18 protein-coding genes are annotated in these 21736 nt (G+C 60.9%); 9 read left to right on the top strand and 9 right to left on the bottom strand.

Going from position 1 to position 21736, the window contains the following annotated elements; translation table 11 throughout:
* Positions 1-184 precede the first annotated feature (184 nt).
* The 3 genes from aguA to ASG55_RS12825 all read right to left on the bottom strand — a co-directional run bounded on the left by aguA (position 185) and on the right by ASG55_RS12825 (position 5387).
* A complete protein-coding gene (aguA, locus tag ASG55_RS12835) occupies positions 185-1291 on the bottom strand; it encodes an agmatine deiminase (protein WP_056787150.1) in 1107 nt (368 codons plus the stop codon).
* Entirely contained in the window at positions 1291-2169 is an 879-nt protein-coding gene (gene aguB / locus ASG55_RS12830) for an N-carbamoylputrescine amidase (protein WP_041477498.1), read from the bottom strand. Before aguB ends, aguA begins: the two co-directional genes overlap by 1 nt.
* A 305-nt stretch (positions 2170-2474) precedes the next feature.
* Positions 2475-5387, bottom strand: coding sequence for an aminotransferase (locus ASG55_RS12825; protein WP_056787147.1), 2913 nt, complete (start codon positions 5385-5387; stop codon positions 2475-2477).
* Between the two features lie 161 nt (positions 5388-5548).
* Here ASG55_RS12825 and rfbC point away from each other — a divergent pair, with 161 nt between their 5' ends.
* The 4 genes from rfbC to ASG55_RS12805 are packed head-to-tail and all read left to right on the top strand — an operon-like array spanning position 5549 to position 9776.
* Positions 5549-6094 (top strand): dTDP-4-dehydrorhamnose 3,5-epimerase, encoded by a 546-nt coding sequence (rfbC, locus tag ASG55_RS12820; protein ID WP_056787145.1) that lies wholly within the window; start codon positions 5549-5551, stop codon positions 6092-6094.
* 42 nt (positions 6095-6136) lie between these two features.
* Positions 6137-7945 (top strand): sensor histidine kinase, encoded by a 1809-nt coding sequence (locus ASG55_RS12815; protein WP_056787142.1) that lies wholly within the window; start codon positions 6137-6139, stop codon positions 7943-7945.
* Positions 7942-9324 (top strand): sigma-54-dependent transcriptional regulator, encoded by a 1383-nt coding sequence (locus ASG55_RS12810; RefSeq protein ID WP_041477494.1) that lies wholly within the window; start codon positions 7942-7944, stop codon positions 9322-9324. Before ASG55_RS12815 ends, ASG55_RS12810 begins: the two co-directional genes overlap by 4 nt.
* Positions 9321-9776 (top strand): thioesterase domain-containing protein, encoded by a 456-nt coding sequence (locus ASG55_RS12805; protein ID WP_056787139.1) that lies wholly within the window; start codon positions 9321-9323, stop codon positions 9774-9776. Before ASG55_RS12810 ends, ASG55_RS12805 begins: the two co-directional genes overlap by 4 nt.
* 203 nt (positions 9777-9979) lie before the next feature.
* Here the strand turns inward: ASG55_RS12805 and cysQ are convergent, their stop codons facing one another.
* Both cysQ and nudE read right to left on the bottom strand, forming a co-directional pair.
* Positions 9980-10807, bottom strand: a complete 828-nt coding sequence (cysQ, locus tag ASG55_RS12800) for a 3'(2'),5'-bisphosphate nucleotidase CysQ (RefSeq protein WP_056787137.1) — start codon at positions 10805-10807, stop codon at positions 9980-9982.
* 7 nt (positions 10808-10814) lie between these two features.
* On the bottom strand, positions 10815-11384 hold the full coding sequence (nudE, locus tag ASG55_RS12795; protein WP_016772166.1) for an ADP compounds hydrolase NudE: 570 nt from the start codon (positions 11382-11384) through the stop codon (positions 10815-10817).
* 88 nt (positions 11385-11472) lie between these two features.
* Between nudE and yrfG the strand changes: the two genes are divergently transcribed.
* Positions 11473-12135, top strand: a complete 663-nt coding sequence (gene yrfG / locus ASG55_RS12790) for a GMP/IMP nucleotidase (RefSeq protein ID WP_056787135.1) — start codon at positions 11473-11475, stop codon at positions 12133-12135.
* Between the two features lie 98 nt (positions 12136-12233).
* On the opposite strand, the gene lysM is transcribed toward yrfG, so the two are convergent.
* Positions 12234-12674: a peptidoglycan-binding protein LysM gene (lysM, locus tag ASG55_RS12785; protein ID WP_056787132.1), complete on the bottom strand. Its 441-nt coding sequence runs from the start codon at positions 12672-12674 to the stop codon at positions 12234-12236.
* A 137-nt stretch (positions 12675-12811) separates the two neighbouring features.
* Here lysM and ASG55_RS12780 point away from each other — a divergent pair, with 137 nt between their 5' ends.
* The 4 genes from ASG55_RS12780 (at position 12812) to ASG55_RS12765 (ending at position 17794) form a co-directional block, all read left to right on the top strand.
* On the top strand, positions 12812-13699 hold the full coding sequence (locus tag ASG55_RS12780; RefSeq protein WP_056787129.1) for a LysR family transcriptional regulator: 888 nt from the start codon (positions 12812-12814) through the stop codon (positions 13697-13699).
* Between the two features lie 92 nt (positions 13700-13791).
* Complete coding sequence (gene fdhD / locus ASG55_RS12775; protein ID WP_016772170.1) at positions 13792-14631, top strand: formate dehydrogenase accessory sulfurtransferase FdhD; 840 nt, start codon at positions 13792-13794, stop codon at positions 14629-14631.
* Positions 14628-16976 carry an FdhF/YdeP family oxidoreductase gene (locus ASG55_RS12770; RefSeq protein ID WP_056787127.1) on the top strand — a complete coding sequence of 783 codons (2349 nt, stop codon included), beginning with the start codon at positions 14628-14630 and terminating at the stop codon, positions 16974-16976. The genes fdhD and ASG55_RS12770 overlap by 4 nt, the downstream gene beginning before the upstream one ends.
* A 332-nt stretch (positions 16977-17308) precedes the next feature.
* Positions 17309-17794: a glycine zipper domain-containing protein gene (locus ASG55_RS12765; protein WP_039756448.1), complete on the top strand. Its 486-nt coding sequence runs from the start codon at positions 17309-17311 to the stop codon at positions 17792-17794.
* A 55-nt stretch (positions 17795-17849) separates the two neighbouring features.
* Here ASG55_RS12765 and ASG55_RS12760 read toward each other — a convergent pair whose 3' ends face one another.
* The 3 genes from ASG55_RS12760 to ASG55_RS12750 all read right to left on the bottom strand — a co-directional run bounded on the left by ASG55_RS12760 (position 17850) and on the right by ASG55_RS12750 (position 21657).
* The gene (locus ASG55_RS12760) at positions 17850-18269 is read right to left on the bottom strand and encodes an acyl-CoA thioesterase (RefSeq protein WP_071174077.1); all 420 of its coding nucleotides are present in this window, start codon (positions 18267-18269) and stop codon (positions 17850-17852) included.
* Between the two features lie 102 nt (positions 18270-18371).
* Complete coding sequence (locus tag ASG55_RS12755; protein WP_056787124.1) at positions 18372-19598, bottom strand: 3-hydroxyacyl-CoA dehydrogenase; 1227 nt, start codon at positions 19596-19598, stop codon at positions 18372-18374.
* 124 nt (positions 19599-19722) lie between these two features.
* On the bottom strand, positions 19723-21657 hold the full coding sequence (locus ASG55_RS12750; RefSeq protein WP_056787121.1) for a RecQ family ATP-dependent DNA helicase: 1935 nt from the start codon (positions 21655-21657) through the stop codon (positions 19723-19725).
* Positions 21658-21736 lie beyond the last annotated feature (79 nt).

Raw genomic sequence — 21736 nt, 5'->3', positions numbered from 1 at the left:
GAAGTTCCCCTCCCTCCCTAGTGCATCAGGAGCAATACAAGAGCTATGCCAAGGCGACTCGAATGTGGACCGGCGGATACAAACAAGCCCGCGGTCCTGACGGGCTGCGGGCTTGCTTTCATGGGTAGCGAGCTAATCATTGCCTGACTGATTTGTTAATCAACTCAAGCTGTTACGACTCAACTCACTCTTTGTGCGGCGCTGGCTGCTGTTGGGTAAGGCAGTGAATATTGCCGCCACCCAGTAACAGTTCACGGCCCGGCACCATCACCACTTCGTGCTGCGGGAACAGCTTCTGCAGAATTTCCCTGGCCGGGGCATCCATCGGGTCGTCGAAGCTCGGCGCGATGATGCCGCCGTTGACGATCAGGAAGTTCACGTAGGAGCCGGCCAGGCGCACGGAAGGGTTGCGCTCCTGCGAACCGTCCACCGGATCGACCCCGGCGCATTCTTCTTCGGTCGCATAGAGCGGCCCCGGAATCGGCATTTTGTGCACCGTGAACGGGCGGCCCTTGGCGTCGGTGCTGCTTTGCAGCACTTTCATTGCGGCCTGGCAGCGCGGGTAGTTCGGATCCTGCGGATCATCGGTCCACGCCAGCAGCACTTCGCCCGGACGCACGTAGCAGCAGAAGTTATCCACATGGCCGTCGGTTTCATCGTTGAACAAGCCATCCGGCAACCAGATGATCTTGTCCACAGACAGGTTGTCGCTGAGTACGGCTTCGATTTCTTCGCGGCTCAGGTGCGGGTTGCGATTGCGGTTGAGCAGGCATTCTTCGGTGGTGATCAGCGTGCCTTCGCCGTCGACATGAATCGAGCCGCCTTCGAGCACGAAACCTTCAGTGCGATAACGCGGGCTGCGCTCGATCTCGAGGATCTTGCCGCCGACCTGCGAATCACGGTTCCACGGTGCATACAGGCCGCCATCGAAACCGCCCCAGGCGTTGAAATCCCAGTTCACACCGCGCACTTCGCCATGGTTATTGATAACGAAGGTCGGGCCGCTGTCACGAACCCAGGCATCGTCGCTGGACATTTCCACCACGCGGATATTCGGCACATCGAGGCGCGCGCGGGCGTTTTCGTATTGGCCGGCGGAGACGGCAACGGTCACCGGCTCGAAGCGGGCGATGGCTTTGGCCACTGTGGCGTGCGCGGCCTGCGCCGGTTTGCCACCCAGACGCCAGTTGTCCGGGCGCTCGGGCCAGATCATCCAGGTCTGGGTTTGTGGCGCCCACTCGGCCGGCATGTAGAAGCCGTCGGCGCGCGGGGTACTTTTCAATGTGGTCATCAGGACTCCAGGGAACCGTCGAGGGTTTTCAACGCGCCGTACAGATTCGGCCGGCGGTCGCGGAATGAACCCCACGCGCTGCGAATATGTTCCAGCTCGTCGAGGTTGAACGTGTGCACAAGAATACCTTCTTCGGTTTTATTCAGCTCCTGCACTTTTTCGCCGAACTGGTTGGCGATGAACGAAGAGCCATAGAAGGTGATGTCGTAGCCGTCCTGCTCTTCATTGCCGATGCGGTTGCTGGCAACCAGCGGCATCAGGTTGGCGCCGGCATGGCCCTGCTGCACTCGCTGCCAGTGGTCGCGCGAAGAAATGGTCTTGTCGTGCGGCTCGCTGCCGATCGCGGTTGGATAAAAGAGAATTTCCGCGCCTTGCAGGGCCATGCTGCGCGCCGCTTCCGGGAACCACTGGTCCCAGCAGATGCCGACGCCGATTTTCGCGTAACGGGTATTCCACACCTTGAAGCCGGTGTCGCCCGGGTTGAAGTAATACTTCTCGTGATAGCCCGGGCCGTCCGGAATGTGGCTTTTACGATAAATTCCGAGGTTGCTGCCGTCGGCGTCGATGATCGCGATGCTGTTGAAGCGTGCACGCCCGGCCAGTTCGTAGAAGCTGATCGGCAGCACCACTTGCAGCTCTTTGGCAATTTTCCGGAAATGCTTGATGGCGACGTTTTCTTCAACCGTCGTTGCCAGTTGCAGGTAATCCGGATTGGGCTTCTGGCAGAAGTACGGTGCCTCGAACAGTTCCTGGATGAGGATGATCTGCGCGCCTTTGCCGGCGGCTTCACGGACCAGTCTTTCAGCGGTTTCGAGGTTGGCTTCCAGGTCCCACGAACAGGCCATCTGCGTGGCGGCGACGGTAACGATACGGCTCATGAATCATCTCCGGGCTAGTGCTTTGACGGTCGAAGAATTCAACCGAAAAGAAAACGCGCGCACCGGACAAGAGATCGCCATGCCGGAGCAATGGCGAATTTATAACCGATAAATATCGGCTTTAAAAGCTATAAATAAGTAATCTCTTCGCTTGAACGCTAATTAAATCGATACAAATCGAACTTGAGAGTTAAAACAAATGTGGGAGCGAGCCTGCTCGCGAATGGGCTGTGTCAGTCACCGCATGTGGCGACTGATACACAGCTTTCGCGAGCAGGCTCGCTCTCAAAGGGGATGTGCCTTGCTTACAGACCTTCGCTCAACACCCGATCCAGCATTTCGACGAAGAAATCCACGCTCTGGCGCGACGTCACCATCGGTGGCTTGATCTTGAGGATGTTCAAGTCATCGCCCGTCGGCTGCATGAAGATCCCCAACTCGCGCAGGCGGTCACACAGCAACGCTGTCTCGGCGGTTGCCGGTTCCAGCGTCTGCCGATTGCGGATCAGCTCCAGCCCCAGATAAAACCCGGAGCCGTGCACCGCGCCGACCAGCGGATGTTTATCGATTAACGCTTCCAGGCGCGCCTTGAAGTAACCGCCGACGACCTGGGCGTTTTCCCAGAGCTTTTCCTCCTCCATCACATCCAGCACCGCCATGCCGATCTGGCAACTGACCGGACTGCCGCCCGCCGACGAGAAGAAATAACCTTCGGCCTCCAGCGCCTCGGCGATTTCCCGGCGGGTGATCACCGCGCCAAGTGGCTGGCCGTTACCCATGCCTTTGGCCATGGTGATGATGTCCGGCACCACGCCCTGCTCTTCGAAGCCCCAGAAGAAATGGCCCATGCGCCCGTAACCGACCTGCACTTCGTCAGCGATGCACACCCCGCCCTGCGCGCGGACCTTTTCATACACCTGCGGCAGATAGCCCGGCGGTAAAGAAATACCCCCGGCATTACCGTAGACCGGCTCGCAGATGAAACCGGCCAGTTGCCGCTTTTGCTCGGCCAGTTTTTGCAGGTGATGTTCGACGCTGCGCACGTAATCCGGCGCCGAATCCGCGCCACGGAATTCGCCCCGATAAGTGTTCGGCGCCGGCACCGGATGCACCCAGTCCGGGCGACTTTCCAGCGCCCTCGGGTTGTCGGCAATCGACGTCGATACCGCATCGGCACCGATCGTCCAGCCGTGATACGCCTCGAGCACGCTGATCATGTCGCGCCCGCCGCTGAAAGCCCAGGCCAGACGAATCGCCAGGTCATTGGCCTCGCTGCCGCTGTTGACCAGGAACACGCGATCCATGCCCTTCGGCGCCAGCTTCAGCAAGCGCTCGGAGAACTCGGCGACCGCCGCATAGTTGAAGCGCGAATTGGTATTGAGCAACGACCACTGCCGCGCCGCGACCGCCGCCATCCGAGGGTGACCATGGCCGAGAACCGCGACGTTGTTGAGCATGTCCAGATAGGAGCGGCCCTGCATATCAATCAGGTGATTGCGCCAGCCGCGTTCAATACGTGGCGGGTCAACGTAATAGTGTTTTTGCGTGCGGGCGAAACTGGCATCGCGGCGTTCAAGCAGGGTTTGCGCGTCCAGCTCAGGCTCGGCGTCGCAGGCCAGCCCGAGCAACGTCGCCGGCGACGGGCACGACGCCTGCCACGCGGATGCACGGGACGGCGTGCAGAACAGCGGCGCGTCGAGTTCCGCTCCCCGACACATCTGCACAAGCAGCGGGCCCGTGACCGTACCGAGCTTCTGGCCTCGATCCAGTGCCGCGTCATGGCCAAGAACTGGCGTCACGCCCCACAGGCGAACGCTGAACTGCGGGCCATCGAGTTGCAGCGCCCCGTTTGCCGCTTGATTTAGAACGCCGGGGAACGGTGCTTGCACCTCGCTTCCGGTCGGCACACGCAATTCGACATGCAACGGGAACGTATCCGGTTCAGTCGCACTGTCCGGGCGGGTGCGTGACAAGCGGTACTGGCCATAACGCGTCGCCGCCAGCCCATGCACCGCTGCGGCCTCTGTCAGCAAACGCTGATCAATGCCCGGTTGCTCCCAATTGCCCGCTTCGAAATGCGGACTCAACACGCCCAGATCGATCAGCGCAAATTCACGCCCGACCAGCCCGGGCAACAATGGCGCAAATTCTGTGTTTTCAGCCTCCGGCACGGTCTGTCCCACGGCTGTGAGAATCGCCGCTTCCATCAGCGCCTGTGGCACCGATGTCGCGACGCGAAAGATTTCCCACTCGTGACTGAGATTGTCGCGGCTATAAGTATTGGCGGGATCGATGCTCACCTGTTGCTCGCCACTGAGCACCAGCACCGCCGCCCGCGCCACGATCAATGGCCACAGCGCTTGCAGTTCTGCGTACTGCAACGGATTGACCGCGTGATACGCCTTGACCGCCGGCAGGATGACAAACGGATCGCCATCGGCGTGATGCAGCAAAGCCGCACAGGTCACCGACAGATCGGTGATGCGCCAGGTGCGCACCAGATCACCGAAGTCGATCACACCCTGCAATTGCCAATGCCGCTGGGCATCACGCGCCCAGACAACGTTGTCATCGGTGATATCCATGTGAATCGCCTGCACCGGCAGCTTGTCCAGCAGCGGCTGCAAACGGCGCTCGGCCTGCTCGGCGGCAGCGCTGATCACCGCACGCTGCTGCACGTCCGAGATCACCGGCAACAGATGACTGATCAAAGCGTTGGCGTGACGCGCGTCCCACTGCAAGGTGCGTTCAAGGCCGGGGTGATCGAAGCCTGCCAGCGCCAGATCCATCTCGCCACAGAGTCGGCCAAACCCGGCAACCACGTCCTGGCCAAGATGATCGAAATCGGTCAACGGCTGCCCGTCGATGTACTCCAACAACCGCACATGCACCGTTTCGCCATTGGCTTGCAACGACAACAGATCTGCACCGTTATTGGCTGCGATGACGCGCGGCACCTTGATCGCCGAGTGCTCGGCCAGATAATTGAGGCCTGCGTGCTGGGCTTGCAGCTCCACAAGAGCGTAGTCGCCACGACAGACTTTCAACACGAAGCGCCCATTTGCGCTGTCGACGCGGTAATTCAGATCCTGCTGGCTGCCCAGCGCCTGCAACGTGCCGCTGAGCCCGTAATGTTCGGCCAGCCATTGCAGCGCCTGCGCCTCTGAAACCTGCGGACCGGGCAAACTGGCGCGATGAATCAACGTGGCGAGCGGCATGAAACGACCCCTGAAATTTTATTAGGCGCTTATATCGCCATTGCCTTGGCGGTTACGCAACCCCCAGCGTGACTGAACGGCCCAATTCAAACCGAACGCTCGCGCCCTGCAGCACTTTGCGCAAGAATGTCGGCCATTCACACCTGTCTATGGAAATCCTCATGAATGTCATCACCACCGATCTGCCCGGTGTTCTGATCATCGAACCCAAGGTGTTCGGCGACGAGCGCGGTTTTTTCTACGAGAGTTTCAATGCCAAAGCGTTTCAGGACGCCACCGGTCTGGATACGCAATTTGTGCAGGACAACCATTCGCGCTCGCAAAAAGGCGTGCTGCGTGGCCTGCATTACCAGTTGCAGAACACCCAGGGCAAACTGGTTCGCGTGACCGCGGGTGAAGTGCTTGATGTGGCGGTGGACATCCGTCGCAGTTCGCCGCATTTCGGCAAGTCGGTGGCGGTGCGCCTGTCGGCGGAAAACCATCGCCAGCTGTGGGTACCGGAAGGTTTCGCTCACGGTTTCGTGGTGCTGAGCGAGTTCGCCGAATTTCTCTACAAGACCACCAACTATTACGACCCGTCCTCCGAGCGCAGCATTCGCTGGGACGACCCGGCGCTGGGCATCGACTGGCAACTGGACGAAGCGCCGAAGCTGTCGGCCAAGGACCAGGCGGCTGCGCTGCTCAAGGACGCTGACGTCTTCGCCTGAGGCCGGGCATAATGCGCCTGTCCCTACAGGCGTATCCGGCACATGAAACCACCGCTTCCCCGCAGACCCCGCTGGCGCAGCCTCGCGCTGTTGGCCCTGTGCCTGGCGCCGCTGCTGTGGCCGCTGGAACATCTTGCCGAGCGCTATTACCGCAGCGAACTCGCCGGGCAGAATCGCCAGACCCTCGATCTCTACGTCGCCAACCTGCTCGGCACCCTGCATCGCTATGAAGTGTTGCCGCAGATTCTCGGCGATCTGCCGGCCCTGCGCGCAGTGCTCGGTGCGCCGGACGACGGCGTGACCCAAGGCAACGCCAATCGCCTGCTGAATAACATCGCTGCGCAGACCGGCGCTGAAGTCATGTATCTGATGGACACCTCCGGCCAGACACTGGCGGCGTCGAACTGGGACAAACGCGACAGCTTCGTCGGCCGCAACTTCGCCTTCCGCCCGTATTTCAGTGAAGCCATGGCCGGGCGCCTCGGACGCTTCTTCGGCCTCGGCACCACCTCGGCCAAGCGCGGTTATTTCTTCGCTGCGGCTGTGCGCAGCGGCGAGAAAATCATCGGCGTGCTGGTGATCAAGGTTGACCTCGACCACACGGAAAGCCTGTGGGGCAAAACCCCGGAACAACTGCTGGTGACCGACCATAACGGCGTGGTCATCCTGACGTCGCGCCCGGAATGGCGTTTCCGCTCCACTCGCGAGTTGAGCGATGCCGAGCGCGCCGCGATCACTGCGATCCAGCCCTATCCGACCCGTGAACCCCGGCCGCTGAACCTGAGCCCTGACGCCTGGCTGACGCAGACCCACGACATCGCCGAGACCGGCTGGAGCGTGAGCATCCTCGCCCCGCGCACGCTGATTGATCGTCCGGTGCGCACGGTGGTCGCGATCGGCGGCGCCACACTGTTGGTGGTGATGCTGCTGGTGGGTTTGATGATGCAACGTCGCCGGCATTATCTGGAGCGCATCGCCTTCGAGGCCAAGGCGCGCCGCGAACTGGAAGGCCGGGTGGCCGAACGTACCAGCGATCTGGAAGGCCTCAACCGCCGTTTGAAGCAGGAAGTGCTTGAGCGCGAGCACGCCCAGCAGGAGCTGGTGCGCGCTCAGGACGATCTGGTTCAGGCCGGCAAATTGTCGGCACTGGGGACCATGTCGGCGAGTATCAGCCACGAACTCAATCAACCGCTGGCAGCGATTCGCAGTTATGCGGAAAACGCCGAAGTGCTGCTCGATCATCAGCGCACCGAGGACGCGCGCGGCAACCTCAAGCTGATCAGCGAACTGACCGGGCGCATGGCCTCGATCATCGCCCACTTGCGTGCCTTCGCTCGGCGCGATCGCCACGCACCGGAAAGCGTCGCTCTGCAACCGGCGCTGGACGATGCGCTGGCATTGCTCGCCAAACGTCGCCGCAGCATGGAAGTCGAACTGATTCGCGACTTGCCCGCAGCCACGCTGTGGGTCGAGGCCGGCGAAACCCGACTGCGCCAGGTGCTCGGCAATCTGCTGGCCAACGCCCTCGATGCGCTCACCGAAAAAGGCCCGCCGCGCAAGTTGTGGCTGAGTGCCGAAGCCACCGCCGACGGCGTCAATCTGTACATTCGCGACAATGGCCCCGGGTTCTGCATGGAAGCTCTTGGCCGCGCCAGCGAGCCCTTTTACACCACCAAGACCCGCACACAGGGTCTGGGTCTGGGACTGGCCATTTGTGAAACGCTGATGCGCGCCTTTGGTGGCGAGCTGTCGTTCGCCAACCACAAACAAGGCGGTGCCCTGATTACCCTGCGCCTGCGCGCCGGCGCGCCCGGAGTCAGCCTGCAACCGTCCGAGGATCGAAGTGCATGACCATCGACAATCGCATCCAGGTAGTGTTGATCGACGACGATCCGCACTTGCGCCAGGCTCTCGGCCAGACCCTGGACCTGGCCGGCCTGAAAATTCTGCCGCTGTCCGAAGCCAAAGGGCTGGCCGCGCAACTTGAGCGAGACTGGCCGGGGGTGGTGGTCAGCGACATCCGTATGCCGGGCATGGACGGCCTCGAACTGTTGAGCGAGTTGCATGCACAGGATCCCGAGTTGCCGGTGCTGCTGATCACCGGCCATGGCGACGTACCGCTGGCAGTGCAAGCGATGCGCGCCGGTGCTTACGATTTTCTGGAAAAGCCCTTTGCCAGCGATGCACTGCTCGACAGCGTCCGTCGCGCCCTCGCGCTACGGCGGCTGGTGCTGGACAACCGCAGCCTGCGTCTGGCCTTGAGCGACCGCAACGAATTGAGCGCTCGGCTGGTCGGCCATTCGACGCCAATGCTGCGCCTGCGTGAACAGATCGGCGCGCTGGCGGCGACCAAGGCCGACGTGCTGATCCTCGGCGAAACCGGTGCCGGCAAAGAGGTGGTGGCCCGCGCGCTGCACGATTTGTCGAGCCGCCGCAACGGCCCGTTCGTGGCGATCAACGCCGGCGCCCTGGCCGAATCGGTGGTGGAAAGCGAGCTGTTCGGCCACGAGCCCGGCGCCTTCACCGGCGCGCAGAAGCGTCGCATCGGCAAATTCGAATTCGCCAACGGCGGCACGCTGTTTCTCGACGAAATCGAAAGCATGAGCATGGACGTGCAAGTGAAACTGCTGCGCATGCTCCAGGAGCGGGTCGTCGAGCGCCTGGGCGGCAATCAGTTGATCCCGCTGGACATCCGCGTCATCGCCGCGACCAAGGAAGACCTGCGCCAGGCGGCGGATCAGGGCCGCTTCCGCGCCGACTTGTATTACCGCCTCAACGTCGCGCCGCTGCGCATCCCGCCGTTGCGCGAACGCGGCGAAGACGCACTGGTGTTGTTCCAGCATTACGCCGATGAAGCCAGCGCCCGTCACGGCTTGCCGCCCCACGAGCTGCAACCGGCACACCGCGCCCTGCTGCTGCGCCACACTTGGCCAGGCAATGTACGTGAACTGCAAAATGCCGCCGAACGCTTCGCCCTCGGCCTTGAACTGGCACTGGACAACAGCGCTGATGGCAGCGGCGGCGCGCCTGTAGAAGTGGTCAGCGGCGGCCTCAGCGAGCAAGTCGAAAACTTCGAAAAATCGTTGATAGCCGCCGAACTGGCGCGCTCGCACAGCTCGGTGCGCAGCCTCGCCGAAGCTCTGGGTATTCCGCGCAAGACCCTGCATGACAAGCTGCGCAAACACGGTCTGAATTTCGGCGACAGCAGTCACGGGGAAGACAACGAATGAGCAGCGAAAGCGAATACCTGCAAACGGTGCTGCATCACGACATTCCGCTGACCGCCGAAATGGGCCTCGAGGTGCTTGAGTGGCGCGAGCAGCAACTGAGCCTGCACCTGCCCCTCGCGCCCAACGTCAATCACAAGAGCACCATGTTTGGCGGCAGCCTGTACTGCGCAGCGGTGCTGGCCGGTTGGGGCTGGTTGCATTTACGTTTGAAGGAAGAAGGGATTGCCGACGGACATATCGTCATTCAGGAAGGGCAGATCAGTTATCCGCTGCCGGTGACGGGAGACGCCATGGCCATTTGCCCGGCGCCGGAGGCCGCGGTGTGGAAACGCTTTGTGGCGATGTATCGGCGCTATGGACGGGCGCGGCTGACGCTGGATACGCGGATACTGAATGCGGGAAGTGAGGACGAGGCGGTGAGATTTACCGGGCAGTACGTTTTGCACCGTTGAAGATCAACAGCCCCTCACCCTAGCCCTCTCCCGAGGGAGAGGGAACCGATACGGGGATGCTACAGATTTACGTCGACCTGAAACTGCTTCGCCGAATCCACAATCGACTCGATTCCCCAGGTCGATGCATAGCGCCAGACAACTCGGTCGGCTCCCTCTCCTGGGGGAGAGGGCTGGGGTGAGGGGAATTGCGGATCAGGCAGTTAGCCTCGGGCCAACTCCAACAACCGTCCGCGCCACGCAGCCTTCGCCGGCAGCGCCAGAAAAAACTCGTTCAACAGCGATTCTCGCGGCGGATAACTGAACGCCTCACCCTTCAAATCCAGCACCTCGCCCCCCGCCCCTTCCAGCACGCCCTGCGCTGCCGCCGTGTCCCACTGCGAAGTCGGCGCCAGTCGCGGATAGCAATCAGCAGCACCTTCGGCCAACAGACAGAACTTCAAGGAACTGCCGATATTGGCCAGTTGCAACTCACCAAGACTGGCGCTCAACCCGGCCAGCAAACGCTCTTGCTCGGGACTTGAATGTCGACGGCTGGCCACCACAGTAAACGCCTCGCCCGGCGCAGGCACATCGCGCACCTGAATCGCCGTCGGCGTACCGCCCTCGTCGCCACGCCAGGCTCCAAATCCGGCGCCGCCGACATAAAAACGACCGTTGGTCGGCATCGTCACCACACCAAACACCACCCGGCCATTTTCGATCAGCGCGATGTTGACAGTGAATTCTTCGCTACCGCTGATGAACTCCTTGGTACCGTCCAGCGGATCCACCAGCCACCAGCGCTGCCAACCGGCGCGAACACTTTGCGGGATGTCGGCGTCCTCTTCGGACAGCACCGGAATGCTCGGTTCCAGCGCCGTCAGCCCGGCAACGATAAGGTGATGGGCGGCCAGGTCGGCGGCCGTGACCGGCGAATCATCGGACTTGGCCGTGACTTCAACGCCGGCGCGCCAGAACGGCAGAATCGCCTCGCCAGCCTGTAAAGCCAGCGCAACCACAGGTGCCATCAGCGGATGGGGAAAATTCATCGACGTCTCACTCATAGCTGAACACCCCGCGCTGGCTCAGCAGGTCGCGGGTCAGATACAGCGCAGCCAAGGCGCGGCCCTCGGAAAATTGCGGATTCTGCGCCAGTGCCGACAGTTCGCGCAGGTTGACCTTGTCGACCCGCATCGGCTCCGGTTCATCACCTTCCAGCCGCTCTTCATACAGGTCGGTGGCCAGCACCACCTGGATTTTCTGGCTCATGTAACCGGGCGACAGCGACAGCTCGGTCAGATGTTCCAGTTGACGCGCGCCATAACCGGCCTCTTCCTTGAGTTCCCGCTCAGCGGCCGCCAGCACGTCTTCGCCCGGCTCGATCAGGCCTTTGGGCAGAGACAGTTCGTATTCGTCGGTGCCGCCGCAGTATTCCTCGATCAACACTGCGTGTTCGGCATCAAGCATCGCGACGATCATCACCGCGCCGTAGCCCGCACCCTTGCCGACCAGACGCTCGTAAGTGCGCTCCACGCCATTGGAAAATCGCAGCTTGAGTTCTTCGACGCGAAACAGGCGACTGGTGGCGACGATCTCGCGGGCGAGTACGGTGGGTTTCTGGCGCATGCAAAGCTCCTTGGCGTGAACGCGCTACTATAACGCGGCTTTCCCGATTGTTTGCGTCGGATATCTTTTCACCGTTCGAGACGTTGCCATGCCTTCTTTACCGTGGTCCGACATCGATACCGTTCTGCTCGACATGGACGGCACGCTGCTGGATCTGCACTTCGACAACCATTTCTGGCTCGAACACCTGCCCCAACGCTACGCCGAACTGCACGGCATCAGCCGGGCCATGGCCGAGCTGGAATTGCAGCCGTTGTTCGAGCGCCACGCTGGCCAGTTGCAGTGGTACTGCCTGGATTTCTGGAGCGCAGAACTGAAATTGTCGGTGCGTGAACTGAAACAGGAAACTGCCCACTTGATCGCCCTGCGCGCCGATGCCGATACCTTTCTCGGCGCAATCAAACGCGCCGGCAAACGGGTGATCATGATCACCAACGCGCACCGCGATTCGCTGTCGTTGAAACTGGAACGGATCGAACTGGCGCCGTACTTCGAGCGGCTGATCAGCTCGCATGACTACGGTTATCCCAAGGAGAACCCGCAGTTCTGGGATGCCTTGCAGGCGGACATAGGTTTTGATCCGGCGCGCAGCCTGTTTATCGACGACACCTTGCCGATCCTGCGCAGTGCGCGGGATTTTGGCGTGGCGCACTTGCTGGCGGTGAAAGAACCGGACAGCCGCAAAGGGCCGAAGGACACAGCGGAGTTTGCCGCAGTCGAGGATTACCGCGATTTGATTGCAGGGCTTTGACCCCTGTAGGAGCTGCCGCAGGCTGCGATCTTTTGATCTGCTTTTTTTAAAGTCCAAGTCAAAAGATCGCAGCCTTCGGCAGCTCCTACATGACTGCGTTATTTTGGAATGCGCAGTTTTTGTCCCGGATAGATCTTGTTCACATCCTTGAGCATCGGTTTGTTGGCATCGAAGATTTTCTGGTACTGGTTGGCATTGCCATAGACGCGCAGGGAGATCGCACTGAGCGTGTCACCTGCCTTGACCTCGACAAACTCGGCAGCCACGACGACCGGTCCGGTCACCGTGATCTGATCATCGACACTGCCTACGCCCGCAATGTTGCCCAGCGCGAGCAGAATCTTTTCCTTCTCTTCCTGGCTCGCCACTTCACCGGTCACCGTCACCTTGTCGCCATCCACGGTCGCCTGCACGTTGGGATTGCCCAACCCGACCTTGCTGATATGTTCCTTCAACTGCTCACTCGCATTGGCATTGCCTGGGGTCAACAGATCAATCAGCTTCTCACCGGCCTCTTTCACAAAGCTCAACAGACTCATAGCGCACACTCCTTGATTTGGGTTCCAGTCGTCCAAGCCTAGACCACCCCGGCCAAACCCGGTTCCAGTCCGACCAATGACGCTGCCGCGCCGCAGGCGGTAGAATCGCCACACCCCGCCAACCGCCCGGAGCGAAGATGGACATCAAGCAACTGAAATTCCTCATCGCCCTCGACGAAACCCGCCATTTCGGCCAGGCCGCCGCGCGCTGCCACATCACCCAGCCGACCCTGTCGATGCGCTTGCGCAGCCTCGAGGAAGAACTCGACCTGCCATTGGTCAATCGCGGCCAGCGCTTCGAAGGCTTCACCGCGCCGGGCGAGCGCGTGCTGGCCTGGGCGCGCACGGTGCTGGCAGCCTATGACGGCTTGCAGGCGGAAGCGGCGGCTTGTCGCGGCAATCTGATCGGTACGCTGCGCCTGGGCGTGGTGCCGCTGTCGAGTTTCGATCCCTTGCCGCTGATGCAACGTCTGCACGCGGCGCACCCGGACCTGCGCTTCGAGCTGTCGTCGCTGAGTTCCGAGCAGGTGCTCGAACACTTGGCGAACAACCGCATCGACATTGGCGTTTCGTATCTGGAGCGTCTGGACAGCGAGCGGTTCGATTCGCTGGCCTTTAACGAGACGCGCATGGGCCTGCTCTATGACGAGCGCTCGTTCAACTTCGGCGAAGAACCCCTGAGCTGGGAATCGCTGATCGAACTGCCGCTGTGCATGCTCACCAGCGGCATGCATTTTCGCCAGTCCATCGACCACAACTTCCACAGCCGTGGCCTGACGCCGCAACCGCTGTTGCAAACCGACGCCGTGCATCAACTGCTGCAAGCAGTACACGGCGGTTTTTGCTGCGCGATCATGCCCCTCGACGGCGGCGCGGAAACCCTCGCCGATCACCTGCGCCTGCAACCGATCGAAAATGCCCACACTCTCGCCCCGCTGGGCCTGATCATGCGCCGTGGCGCGCCGCGTTCAGCGCTGGCAGAAGCCTGTTTCGCGCTTTATCAGAAATCGTCAAACGACGGTTGATCGACGGCATCTATCGGTAGATCGGTAATAGCGATTAGACGCGACAACTTGCCGCGCCTAGTCTTGACCTAGATCAAACCGTCGGTGATGCCATGAACGCCAAGCGTCCAGCCTGCGCGGCGCCAGCAATTGAAACGCCCGCGCCAGCCGCCAGCCAGACCTACAGCTACAGCGATTTACCCTTTGAGGCATCGGCCAGCACCGCGCTGGCCGAGGAAGTCGCGTTGGCGATCGCCTACAACGGCATCAGCCAGGCGGTGATGCTGGTGACCCCGACCGACCTTGAAGATTTCATCGTCGGTTTCAGCCTCGGCAGCGGCATCATCGAAGACGCCAGCGATATCTACGATCTGCAACTGACAGGCGCAGGCTCGGCGCAATACGCGCAAGTGACCATTGCCAACCGCGCGTTCTGGAACCTCAAACAGCAGCGTCGGCAGTTGGCCGGCACCAGCGGCTGCGGACTGTGCGGCGTCGAAGCGGTCGAACAGGCACTGCCTGATCTCAAGGTATTGCCGGGCGCAGCCTTGCCACCGATCGAATGGCTCGACGGTTTGCGCCAGCGCATCGGCGCGTTCCAGCCGCTCGGTCAGCACTGCGGCGCGGTGCACGCGGCGGTGTTCATGAACGCCAGTGGTGAACTGCTGCTCGGTCGTGAAGACATCGGTCGGCATAACGCGCTGGACAAGCTGATCGGCGGACTGATCCGCCAGAAGATATCCACAGAGGGCGGGCTGGCGATCGTCACCAGCCGTTGCAGCCTCGAATTGATCCAGAAAGTCTTGCGTGCCGGCATCCAGACCCTGGTCAGCCTGTCGGCGCCTACCGGCCTGGCCGTGCAATGGGCCCGGCGCCACAACCTCAATCTCATCCACCTGCCGCAGAAAAGTGCGCCGCGGGTGTACAGCCCCGCGATGGAGAATCAAGCGTGAGCCAACATCATCAAGCCGACCAGAAACCTGTCCCGCGCTACAAGCCTTACAAAGGTGCCGCCGGCGGCTGGGGCGCCCTGATCAGTGTGGCCCAGGCGTGGCTGACCAGCGACAACGCCCTGAAAAACCTGCGCATGATGCTCAAGACCAACCAGAACGGCGGCTTCGACTGCCCGGGTTGCGCCTGGGGTGATTCGCCGGAGAGCGGCATGGTCAAGTTCTGCGAGAACGGCGCCAAAGCGGTGAACTGGGAAGCGACCAAGCGTCGCGTCGATGCCAAATTCTTCGCCAAGCACAGCGTCACTTCGCTGCTGGAGCAGAGCGATTACTGGCTGGAATATCAGGGTCGCCTGACCGAGCCGATGGTCTACGACGCCGAGTCCGATCGCTACAAGCCGATCAGTTGGGAAGATGCCTTCGCTCTGATCGGCAAGCACCTGCGCAATCTGCCGAGCCCGGATCAGGCAGAGTTCTACACCTCGGGGCGTGCCAGCAACGAAGCGGCGTATCTGTATCAACTGTTCGTGCGGGCTTACGGCACCAACAATTTCCCTGACTGTTCGAACATGTGCCACGAGGCCAGCGGCGTAGCGTTGGCGCAGAGTGTCGGGGTCGGCAAAGGCACGGTGACTTTCGACGACTTCGAACACGCCGACGCGATTTTCGTCTGGGGCCAGAACCCCGGCACCAACCATCCGCGCATGCTCGAACCGTTGCGTGAAGCGGTGAAACGCGGCGCTCAGGTGGTGTGCATCAATCCGCTGAAAGAGCGCGGTCTGGAGCGTTTTCAGCATCCCCAGCACCCCATCGAAATGCTCACCAACGGCGACAAGCCGACCAACACTGCGTACTTCCGCCCGGCACTCGGCGGCGACATGGCGGTGCTGCGCGGCATGGCCAAGTTCCTCCTGCAATGGGAACGCGATGCGCAGAAGGCGGGCGAGCCGGCGGTGTTCGACCATGATTTCCTCAATGCTCACAGCGCCAACGTGCTGGAGTACCTCGCCACGGTCGACGATACCTCGTGGGAGCAGATCGTCGAGCAATCGGGCCTGACCCTGGTCGAGATCGAGCAAGCAGCGCGCATGTACGCCAAAGGCAAGAACGTGATCATGTGCTGGGCCATGGGCATCACCCAGCACCGTCATTCGGTGCCGACCATTCAGGAAATCGCCAATCTGATGCTGCTGCGCGGCAATATCGGCAAACCTGGCGCCGGTCTGTGCCCGGTGCGTGGTCACAGCAACGTGCAGGGCGACCGCACCATGGGCATCAACGAGCGTCCACCGGTGGCGTTCCTCGATTCGCTGGAGCGTCGCTTCCAGTTCAAGGTGCCGCGTCATAACGGTCACAACGTGGTCGAGGCAATCCATGCGATGGCCGAAGGTCGCGCCAAGGTGTTCATCGGCTTGGGCGGCAACTTCGCCCAAGCCACGCCGGACAGCTCACGCACCTTCGAAGCGCTGAGCAACTGTGACCTGACTGTGCAGATCAGCACCAAACTCAACCGCAGCCACCTCGCTCACGGTAAAGACGCGCTGATCCTGCCGTGCCTGGGCCGTACCGACATCGACATCCAGACCGAAGGCCCGCAAGCGGTGACTGTGGAAGACTCGTTCAGCATGGTCCACGCTTCCAACGGCCAGTTGCAGCCGCTGTCGAACCAGATGCGCTCGGAGCCGTCGATCATCGCCGGCATCGCTGCCGCGACGTTGGGCAGCCAACCGGTGGACTGGAACTGGCTGGTAGCCGATTACGGGCGCATTCGCGAACTGATCGCCGACACCATCCCGAGTTTCAAAGACTTCAACGACAAGATCAAAAACCCGGGCGGCTTCTATCTGGGCAACTCGGCTGGCGCCCGCAAGTGGAACACGCCATCGGGCCGTGCCAATTTCCGCGCCAACCAGTTGCCGAAAGATCTGGTTCACGAACGCACCCGCGCCACCGGCCAGGTGCCGGATCTGATCCTGCAATCGATGCGTTCCCACGATCAGTACAACACGACGATCTATGGTCTCGACGACCGTTATCGCGGCGTGAAGGGCCAGCGTGACGTGCTGTTCGCCAACGAGGCCGACATCATTCGCCTGGGCTTCCGTCCTGGGCAGAAGGCCGACATCGTGTCGATCTGGGACGACGGTCGCGAGCGTCGGGTGAAAGGTTTTACATTGTTGGCGTTCGATATTCCTGCGGGGCAGGCGGCGGCGTACTATCCGGAGGTCAATCCGCTGGTGCCGCTGGAAAGTACGGGGGATGGCAGCCACACGCCGACGTCGAAGTTCATTGCGATCCGGCTGGAAGCGGCGAGTGAGACTGGGTTGATCATGGCTAAATCCGCTTAACCGCGGAGCCAGATCCGGCCCCTTCGCGAGCAGGCTCGCTCCCACACTTGGAATGCATTTCAAAGGTGGGAGCGAGCCTGCTCGCGAGTGCGATCGACCTGTCAACAGATCTGCCGTGGCAAAGATTTTCGACCGCCCACAAAAAAGGCCGTTTCTGCATGAAAACGGCCTGTCCGAAGTAGCTAAAGACCGGCGAAAATCGGTTAAGTTCCGGTGAAAAAACAGTAACTTGCAATATTGTATACAAGTCGTGTTATTCGTCGGATTTTGATTGTCACGCCCATTGCAGAGCTTCAGGATCGGCGCCGTCATCCCTTTGAGGCTCATCCTCTATGAAGTTCTCCTCGATTCTCTTGTTGTCCCTTGGCCTGGTCAGTGGCTTCGCTTCTGCCGGAGGCACCACCGAAGCAGGTGTGGGCGGCGCATTGGGCGGGGTTCTTGGCTCGGTCGTCGGTCAATCGTTAGGCGGCAATACAGGTTCCACCATCGGCGCAGCCCTGGGCGGCGCGGGTGGTAGTGCGGTCGGTGCAGACAAGCGCAGCCGTGGCGAAGCGGCCATCGGCGGTGCACTGGGTGCAGCCGGCGGTAACGTGGTTGGCCGTAGTCTCGGCGGCACCACCGGCAGCCTGATCGGCTCCGCCGCTGGTGGCGGCGCAGGTGGCGCACTGGGTAACTACATGGGCAACAAGAGTGACGACGATGATCGTCGTTACGACCGTCGCCATGATGACCGTCGCTACTACCGCGACCGTGGTCATCCAGGTCGCGGCCATGCCTACGGCCACCGCAAGCATCACAAGTACTATCGCCACCACTAAGGCGAAGGCTTGAACAAAAAATCGCAGCTTTTGGGCTGCGATTTTTTTTGCGCGTCTAGACCACCAGCCGCTCCAGCGCCCCGCGCAAACCGGCAGGAATCGGCACCGGCTGATTGCTCGCCCGATCGACAAACACATGCACGAACCGTCCCGCCGCACACGCCTCGCTTTCGCCGACCTTGAACACAGCCAATTCATATTGCACCGAACTGTTGCCCAGCTTGCCGACCCGCAGTCCGATCTCGATCAGATCGGGGAAAGCGATCGAGGCAAAGTAATCGCAGGCGGAACTGACCACGAATCCCACCACTTCGCCGTCATGAATATCCAGGCCACCGACCTGAATCAGGTAGGTATTCACCGCCGTGTCGAAGAAGCTGTAGTAGGTAACGTTGTTGACGTGACCGTAGGCGTCGTTGTCGTGCCAGCGTGTGGTGATGGGCTGGAAGTGGGGGTAGTCGCAGCGTTGATTCATGCAGGGTTCTCGCATTCTCTTAATTGAATTTGATCGTGATGACGAACACTTTACCTGTGGGAGCGAGCCCGCTCGCGAAGGCGTCAGCACAGCCGACTGGTGTCAACGATCAGCAAACCCCTTCCCCTGCGCCGCCAGTTCGCCAATCAACCGCGCCGGCTTCCACTGATCGCCCTGGCGTGTCTCCAGCGCCAGCAAGCGCTGATGAATATCCGCCAGCCCCTGCTGATCCGCCCAGGCCATAGGCCCACCCTTATCCGCTGGAAAACCATAGCCGTTCAAGTACACCAGATCGATGTCATGGGCCGAGCCGGCAATGCCTTCCTGCAGTATCTTCGCGCCTTCGTTGACCAGCGCCAGCAAACAGCGCTCAAGGATTTCTTCGGGACCGATGTCGCGACGCTGGAAACCCAGCTCTTCGCTGACCCGCAGTACCAATGCATCGACCTCGGGATCATGCTCGGCCTGGCGACTGCCCGGCTCATAATGGTAATAACCGTTACCGGACTTTTGCCCGAACCGGCCCATCTCGCACAGGCGGTTATCCACCTGAACTTCGGGCGCATCCTGCCCCTTGCCAGCTAGCTCCCGAGCACGCCATTCCAGATCGATGCCAACCACGTCGTACATGCGAAACGGCCCCATGGCGAAGCCGAAGCCTTGCAGCGCGGCATCCACCTGCTGTGGATAAGCGCCTTCGAGAAGCATCTTGCGCGCTTCGAGTACATACGGATGCAGCATGCGATTGCCGATAAAACCGTGGCAGTTGCCGGACAACACGCTGACCTTGCCCATGCGCTTGCCGAGTGCCAGCGCGGCCTCCAGCACCGCTGGCGAGGTCTGCGCACCGCGCACGATTTCCAGCAGCTTCATGATGTGCGCGGGGCTGAAGAAATGCAGACCCAGTACCTGTTCCGGGCGGCGGGTCGCAGCCGCGATGGCGTCGATGTCCAGCGCCGAGGTGTTGCTCGCCAGCAGCGCCTCAGGCTTGAGCAGGCCATCCAGCGCGCGAAAGATCTTCTGCTTCAGTTCAAGGTTCTCGTACACCGCTTCGATCACCAGATCGACGTTGCGGATCGCCGCGTAATCCGCCGCTGCAGATACGCGAGCCATTCGCGCATCCGCCTCGGCCTGATCAATGCGGCCCTGGTGCACGTTGTGTGCATAAGTTTGCGCGACCGTCGTCAGCGCCTGCTCAAGCATCTGCGGATTGTTATCCACCCATTGCACGTTCACGCCGGCACTGGCCAGGCACATGACGATGCCACGGCCCATGGTGCCCGCGCCGATCACGGCAGCCTGCTGAATCTCGAAGCTTGTCTGGCTCATGTTGTTCTCTTGTGAGTGGCCCGAAGACAGATTCCAACCTTAGTCAGGCAACGGCGGTTTTTGAAGTTTATTAGCGTGATGATCGACATTCAGCGGATGGATGCAGCGCCCACAGACTCTCTGCTTAATCGAGCAAGTGACTGTCCGCCCACTCGCGGACCTTTGCGTAGGGATACTCTTCCAACGCAGCAAAACCCGGTATCGCCCGCGCCTTGAGTTTGGTGAACAACGGCACGCTGATTCCGCACAGGAACCGTGTGAGGCGTTCGGCCGTCGGAAGGCTGCCTGTGTGCTGCTCATGCCTGTGGATAAATTCACCACACAATTGCGCGAAGTTTTTATCCACAAGTGCTGGCAACGGCGGCGGCTCCGGCAATCGCGCGATCTGGCCGTGACATACCGAACAATGCCCGCAATGTTCAGGGGCATTGTGGTCACCGAAATACTCGGCCAGGCGATAACCCAGGCAGCGTTCGGTGGCGAACACCTCAAGCATGGCGTGAATCCGCGCCACCTCAGTCCGTTCATGGCGAGTGAAATACTCGTGCAGCTCAGCGCTCAGGGCGTCGCTGTCAAAATCAATTTGCAGCAGGCTGTAAACCTCGGTCATTTGCTTGCTTTCAAGCTCGACCCAGCCTTTTTCCTGGAAGTAATCAAGCGCTGTCACTACGCGATTGCGCTCGGCGGAATACTGCGAAAACATCGCCTCGAAATCTACTGTGGCCCAGGTGCGTGCTCGCGTGGACGTCCTGATGATCGCCGCAACGAAATCCCTGCGCTCGCCTTCGAAGCGCTGGAGCAATGCTTCAGGCTCAAGCAGATATTTGAAGCGGTATTCAGCGTAATAAGCGTAGCGCGGCGCGATCAGGCCTCGCAGTTCCAGCTGCACCAGCAAAGTCTTCAACGGCAACGAGCGAATGTTGCTCTGATCCGCCAATGGCCCAAGCAAAAACTCCCATTGTCCGTCCGGCACTGAGGCTTTGAGCTCTTCGAGCACATAATGAATCCCGTCGCGTTCGGGCGTATCACCGTAGACGAAGTTTTCCAGCACATTGAGGCTGTCGCGGTTGGCCAGTACCAGGCAGTCGGAGGGCTGCCCGTCACGCCCGGCGCGGCCGATTTCCTGGCTGTAGTTTTCGATGGATTTGGGCAGATCGAAATGCACCACGTTGCGGATGTCGCTCTTGTCGATGCCCATGCCGAAGGCAATGGTGGCGACAATGCAATTGGACTGCCCGGCCATGAAGCGGCGTTGAATGTCTTCACGCTGATCGTGGGGCAAACCGGCGTGGTAAGCCTCGGCCTGGATTCCGTTGCGTTGAAGATGCTCGGCGATGTGCTCGGCGGTCTTCTGCAACGTCACATAGACAATGCTCGGTTGCCCAGGACGCTCGGTCATCCATTCGACCAGACGCCGGCGTTTGTCCTGACCGCGTACAGGCTCGACCAGCAAATTGAGGTTGGGCCGATAGAAACCAGTGGTCACTACATCGTCCGGAGCGATGGCGAATTTGGCCTGCATGTCGGCGATGACTTTTGGTGTCGCCGTGGCGGTGAGCAGCAAAGCCTGCGGAATGTTGAACTGACGCTGGTAGTCGGGCAGTTTCAGATAGTCCGGCCGAAAGTTGTGGCCCCATTCGGAAATGCAGTGCGCCTCGTCGACCACCAGCAACGAGATCGGCACCTGCTGCAGGAAATTGCGGAAGCGCTCGTTCTTCAAGCGCTCGACGGAGATCATCAGAATTTTCAGCTCGCCCGAACGCGCACGGGCCATGACGTCGTTGGCATCCTCGCGGCTCTGCGCCGAATCGATACTGCCTGCCGAGATGCCGCGGGACTTGAGAAACGCCAGTTGATCCTGCATCAACGCCAGCAACGGCGAGACCACCAATGTCAGGTGTGGTAGTAAAAGTGCCGGCAGTTGGTAGCAAAGCGATTTGCCGGAGCCGGTGGGAAAGATCGCCGCCGCGGATCGCCCCGCCAGCACCGCGCTGACAGCGGCCTCCTGACCGGGGCGAAACTGTGGATAACCAAAAACCTGTTCCAGGGTGTGGTGCATTTGCTGTCACTCCTTTGACTGCTGCCATGCCCAAAGCCTAGCGGGCGATTGCAGCGAGTCGAGAAAAGGTCGGGGTTGA

This window comes from Pseudomonas sp. Leaf434 (assembly GCF_001425545.1).
Taxonomy (GTDB): domain Bacteria; phylum Pseudomonadota; class Gammaproteobacteria; order Pseudomonadales; family Pseudomonadaceae; genus Aquipseudomonas; species Aquipseudomonas siliginis.
The sequence above is the reverse complement of the archived record's forward strand: the minus strand, read 5'-3'. Positions and strand labels throughout refer to the sequence as shown.

Bases quoted from the DNA above. Each gene is read 5' to 3' on its own strand.
- aguA (WP_056787150.1), bottom strand. From the start codon at position 1,291: ATGACCACATTGAAAAGTACCCCGCGCGCCGACGGCTTCTACATGCCG.
- aguB (WP_041477498.1), bottom strand. From the start codon at position 2,169: ATGAGCCGTATCGTTACCGTCGCCGCCACGCAGATGGCCTGTTCGTGG.
- ASG55_RS12825 (WP_056787147.1), bottom strand. From the start codon at position 5,387: ATGCCGCTCGCCACGTTGATTCATCGCGCCAGTTTGCCCGGTCCGCAG.
- rfbC (WP_056787145.1), top strand. From the start codon at position 5,549: ATGAATGTCATCACCACCGATCTGCCCGGTGTTCTGATCATCGAACCC.
- ASG55_RS12815 (WP_056787142.1), top strand. From the start codon at position 6,137: ATGAAACCACCGCTTCCCCGCAGACCCCGCTGGCGCAGCCTCGCGCTG.
- ASG55_RS12810 (WP_041477494.1), top strand. From the start codon at position 7,942: ATGACCATCGACAATCGCATCCAGGTAGTGTTGATCGACGACGATCCG.
- ASG55_RS12805 (WP_056787139.1), top strand. From the start codon at position 9,321: ATGAGCAGCGAAAGCGAATACCTGCAAACGGTGCTGCATCACGACATT.
- cysQ (WP_056787137.1), bottom strand. From the start codon at position 10,807: ATGAATTTTCCCCATCCGCTGATGGCACCTGTGGTTGCGCTGGCTTTA.
- nudE (WP_016772166.1), bottom strand. From the start codon at position 11,384: ATGCGCCAGAAACCCACCGTACTCGCCCGCGAGATCGTCGCCACCAGT.
- yrfG (WP_056787135.1), top strand. From the start codon at position 11,473: ATGCCTTCTTTACCGTGGTCCGACATCGATACCGTTCTGCTCGACATG.
- lysM (WP_056787132.1), bottom strand. From the start codon at position 12,674: ATGAGTCTGTTGAGCTTTGTGAAAGAGGCCGGTGAGAAGCTGATTGAT.
- ASG55_RS12780 (WP_056787129.1), top strand. From the start codon at position 12,812: ATGGACATCAAGCAACTGAAATTCCTCATCGCCCTCGACGAAACCCGC.
- fdhD (WP_016772170.1), top strand. From the start codon at position 13,792: ATGAACGCCAAGCGTCCAGCCTGCGCGGCGCCAGCAATTGAAACGCCC.
- ASG55_RS12765 (WP_039756448.1), top strand. From the start codon at position 17,309: ATGAAGTTCTCCTCGATTCTCTTGTTGTCCCTTGGCCTGGTCAGTGGC.
- ASG55_RS12760 (WP_071174077.1), bottom strand. From the start codon at position 18,269: ATGAATCAACGCTGCGACTACCCCCACTTCCAGCCCATCACCACACGC.
- ASG55_RS12755 (WP_056787124.1), bottom strand. From the start codon at position 19,598: ATGAGCCAGACAAGCTTCGAGATTCAGCAGGCTGCCGTGATCGGCGCG.
- ASG55_RS12750 (WP_056787121.1), bottom strand. From the start codon at position 21,657: ATGCACCACACCCTGGAACAGGTTTTTGGTTATCCACAGTTTCGCCCC.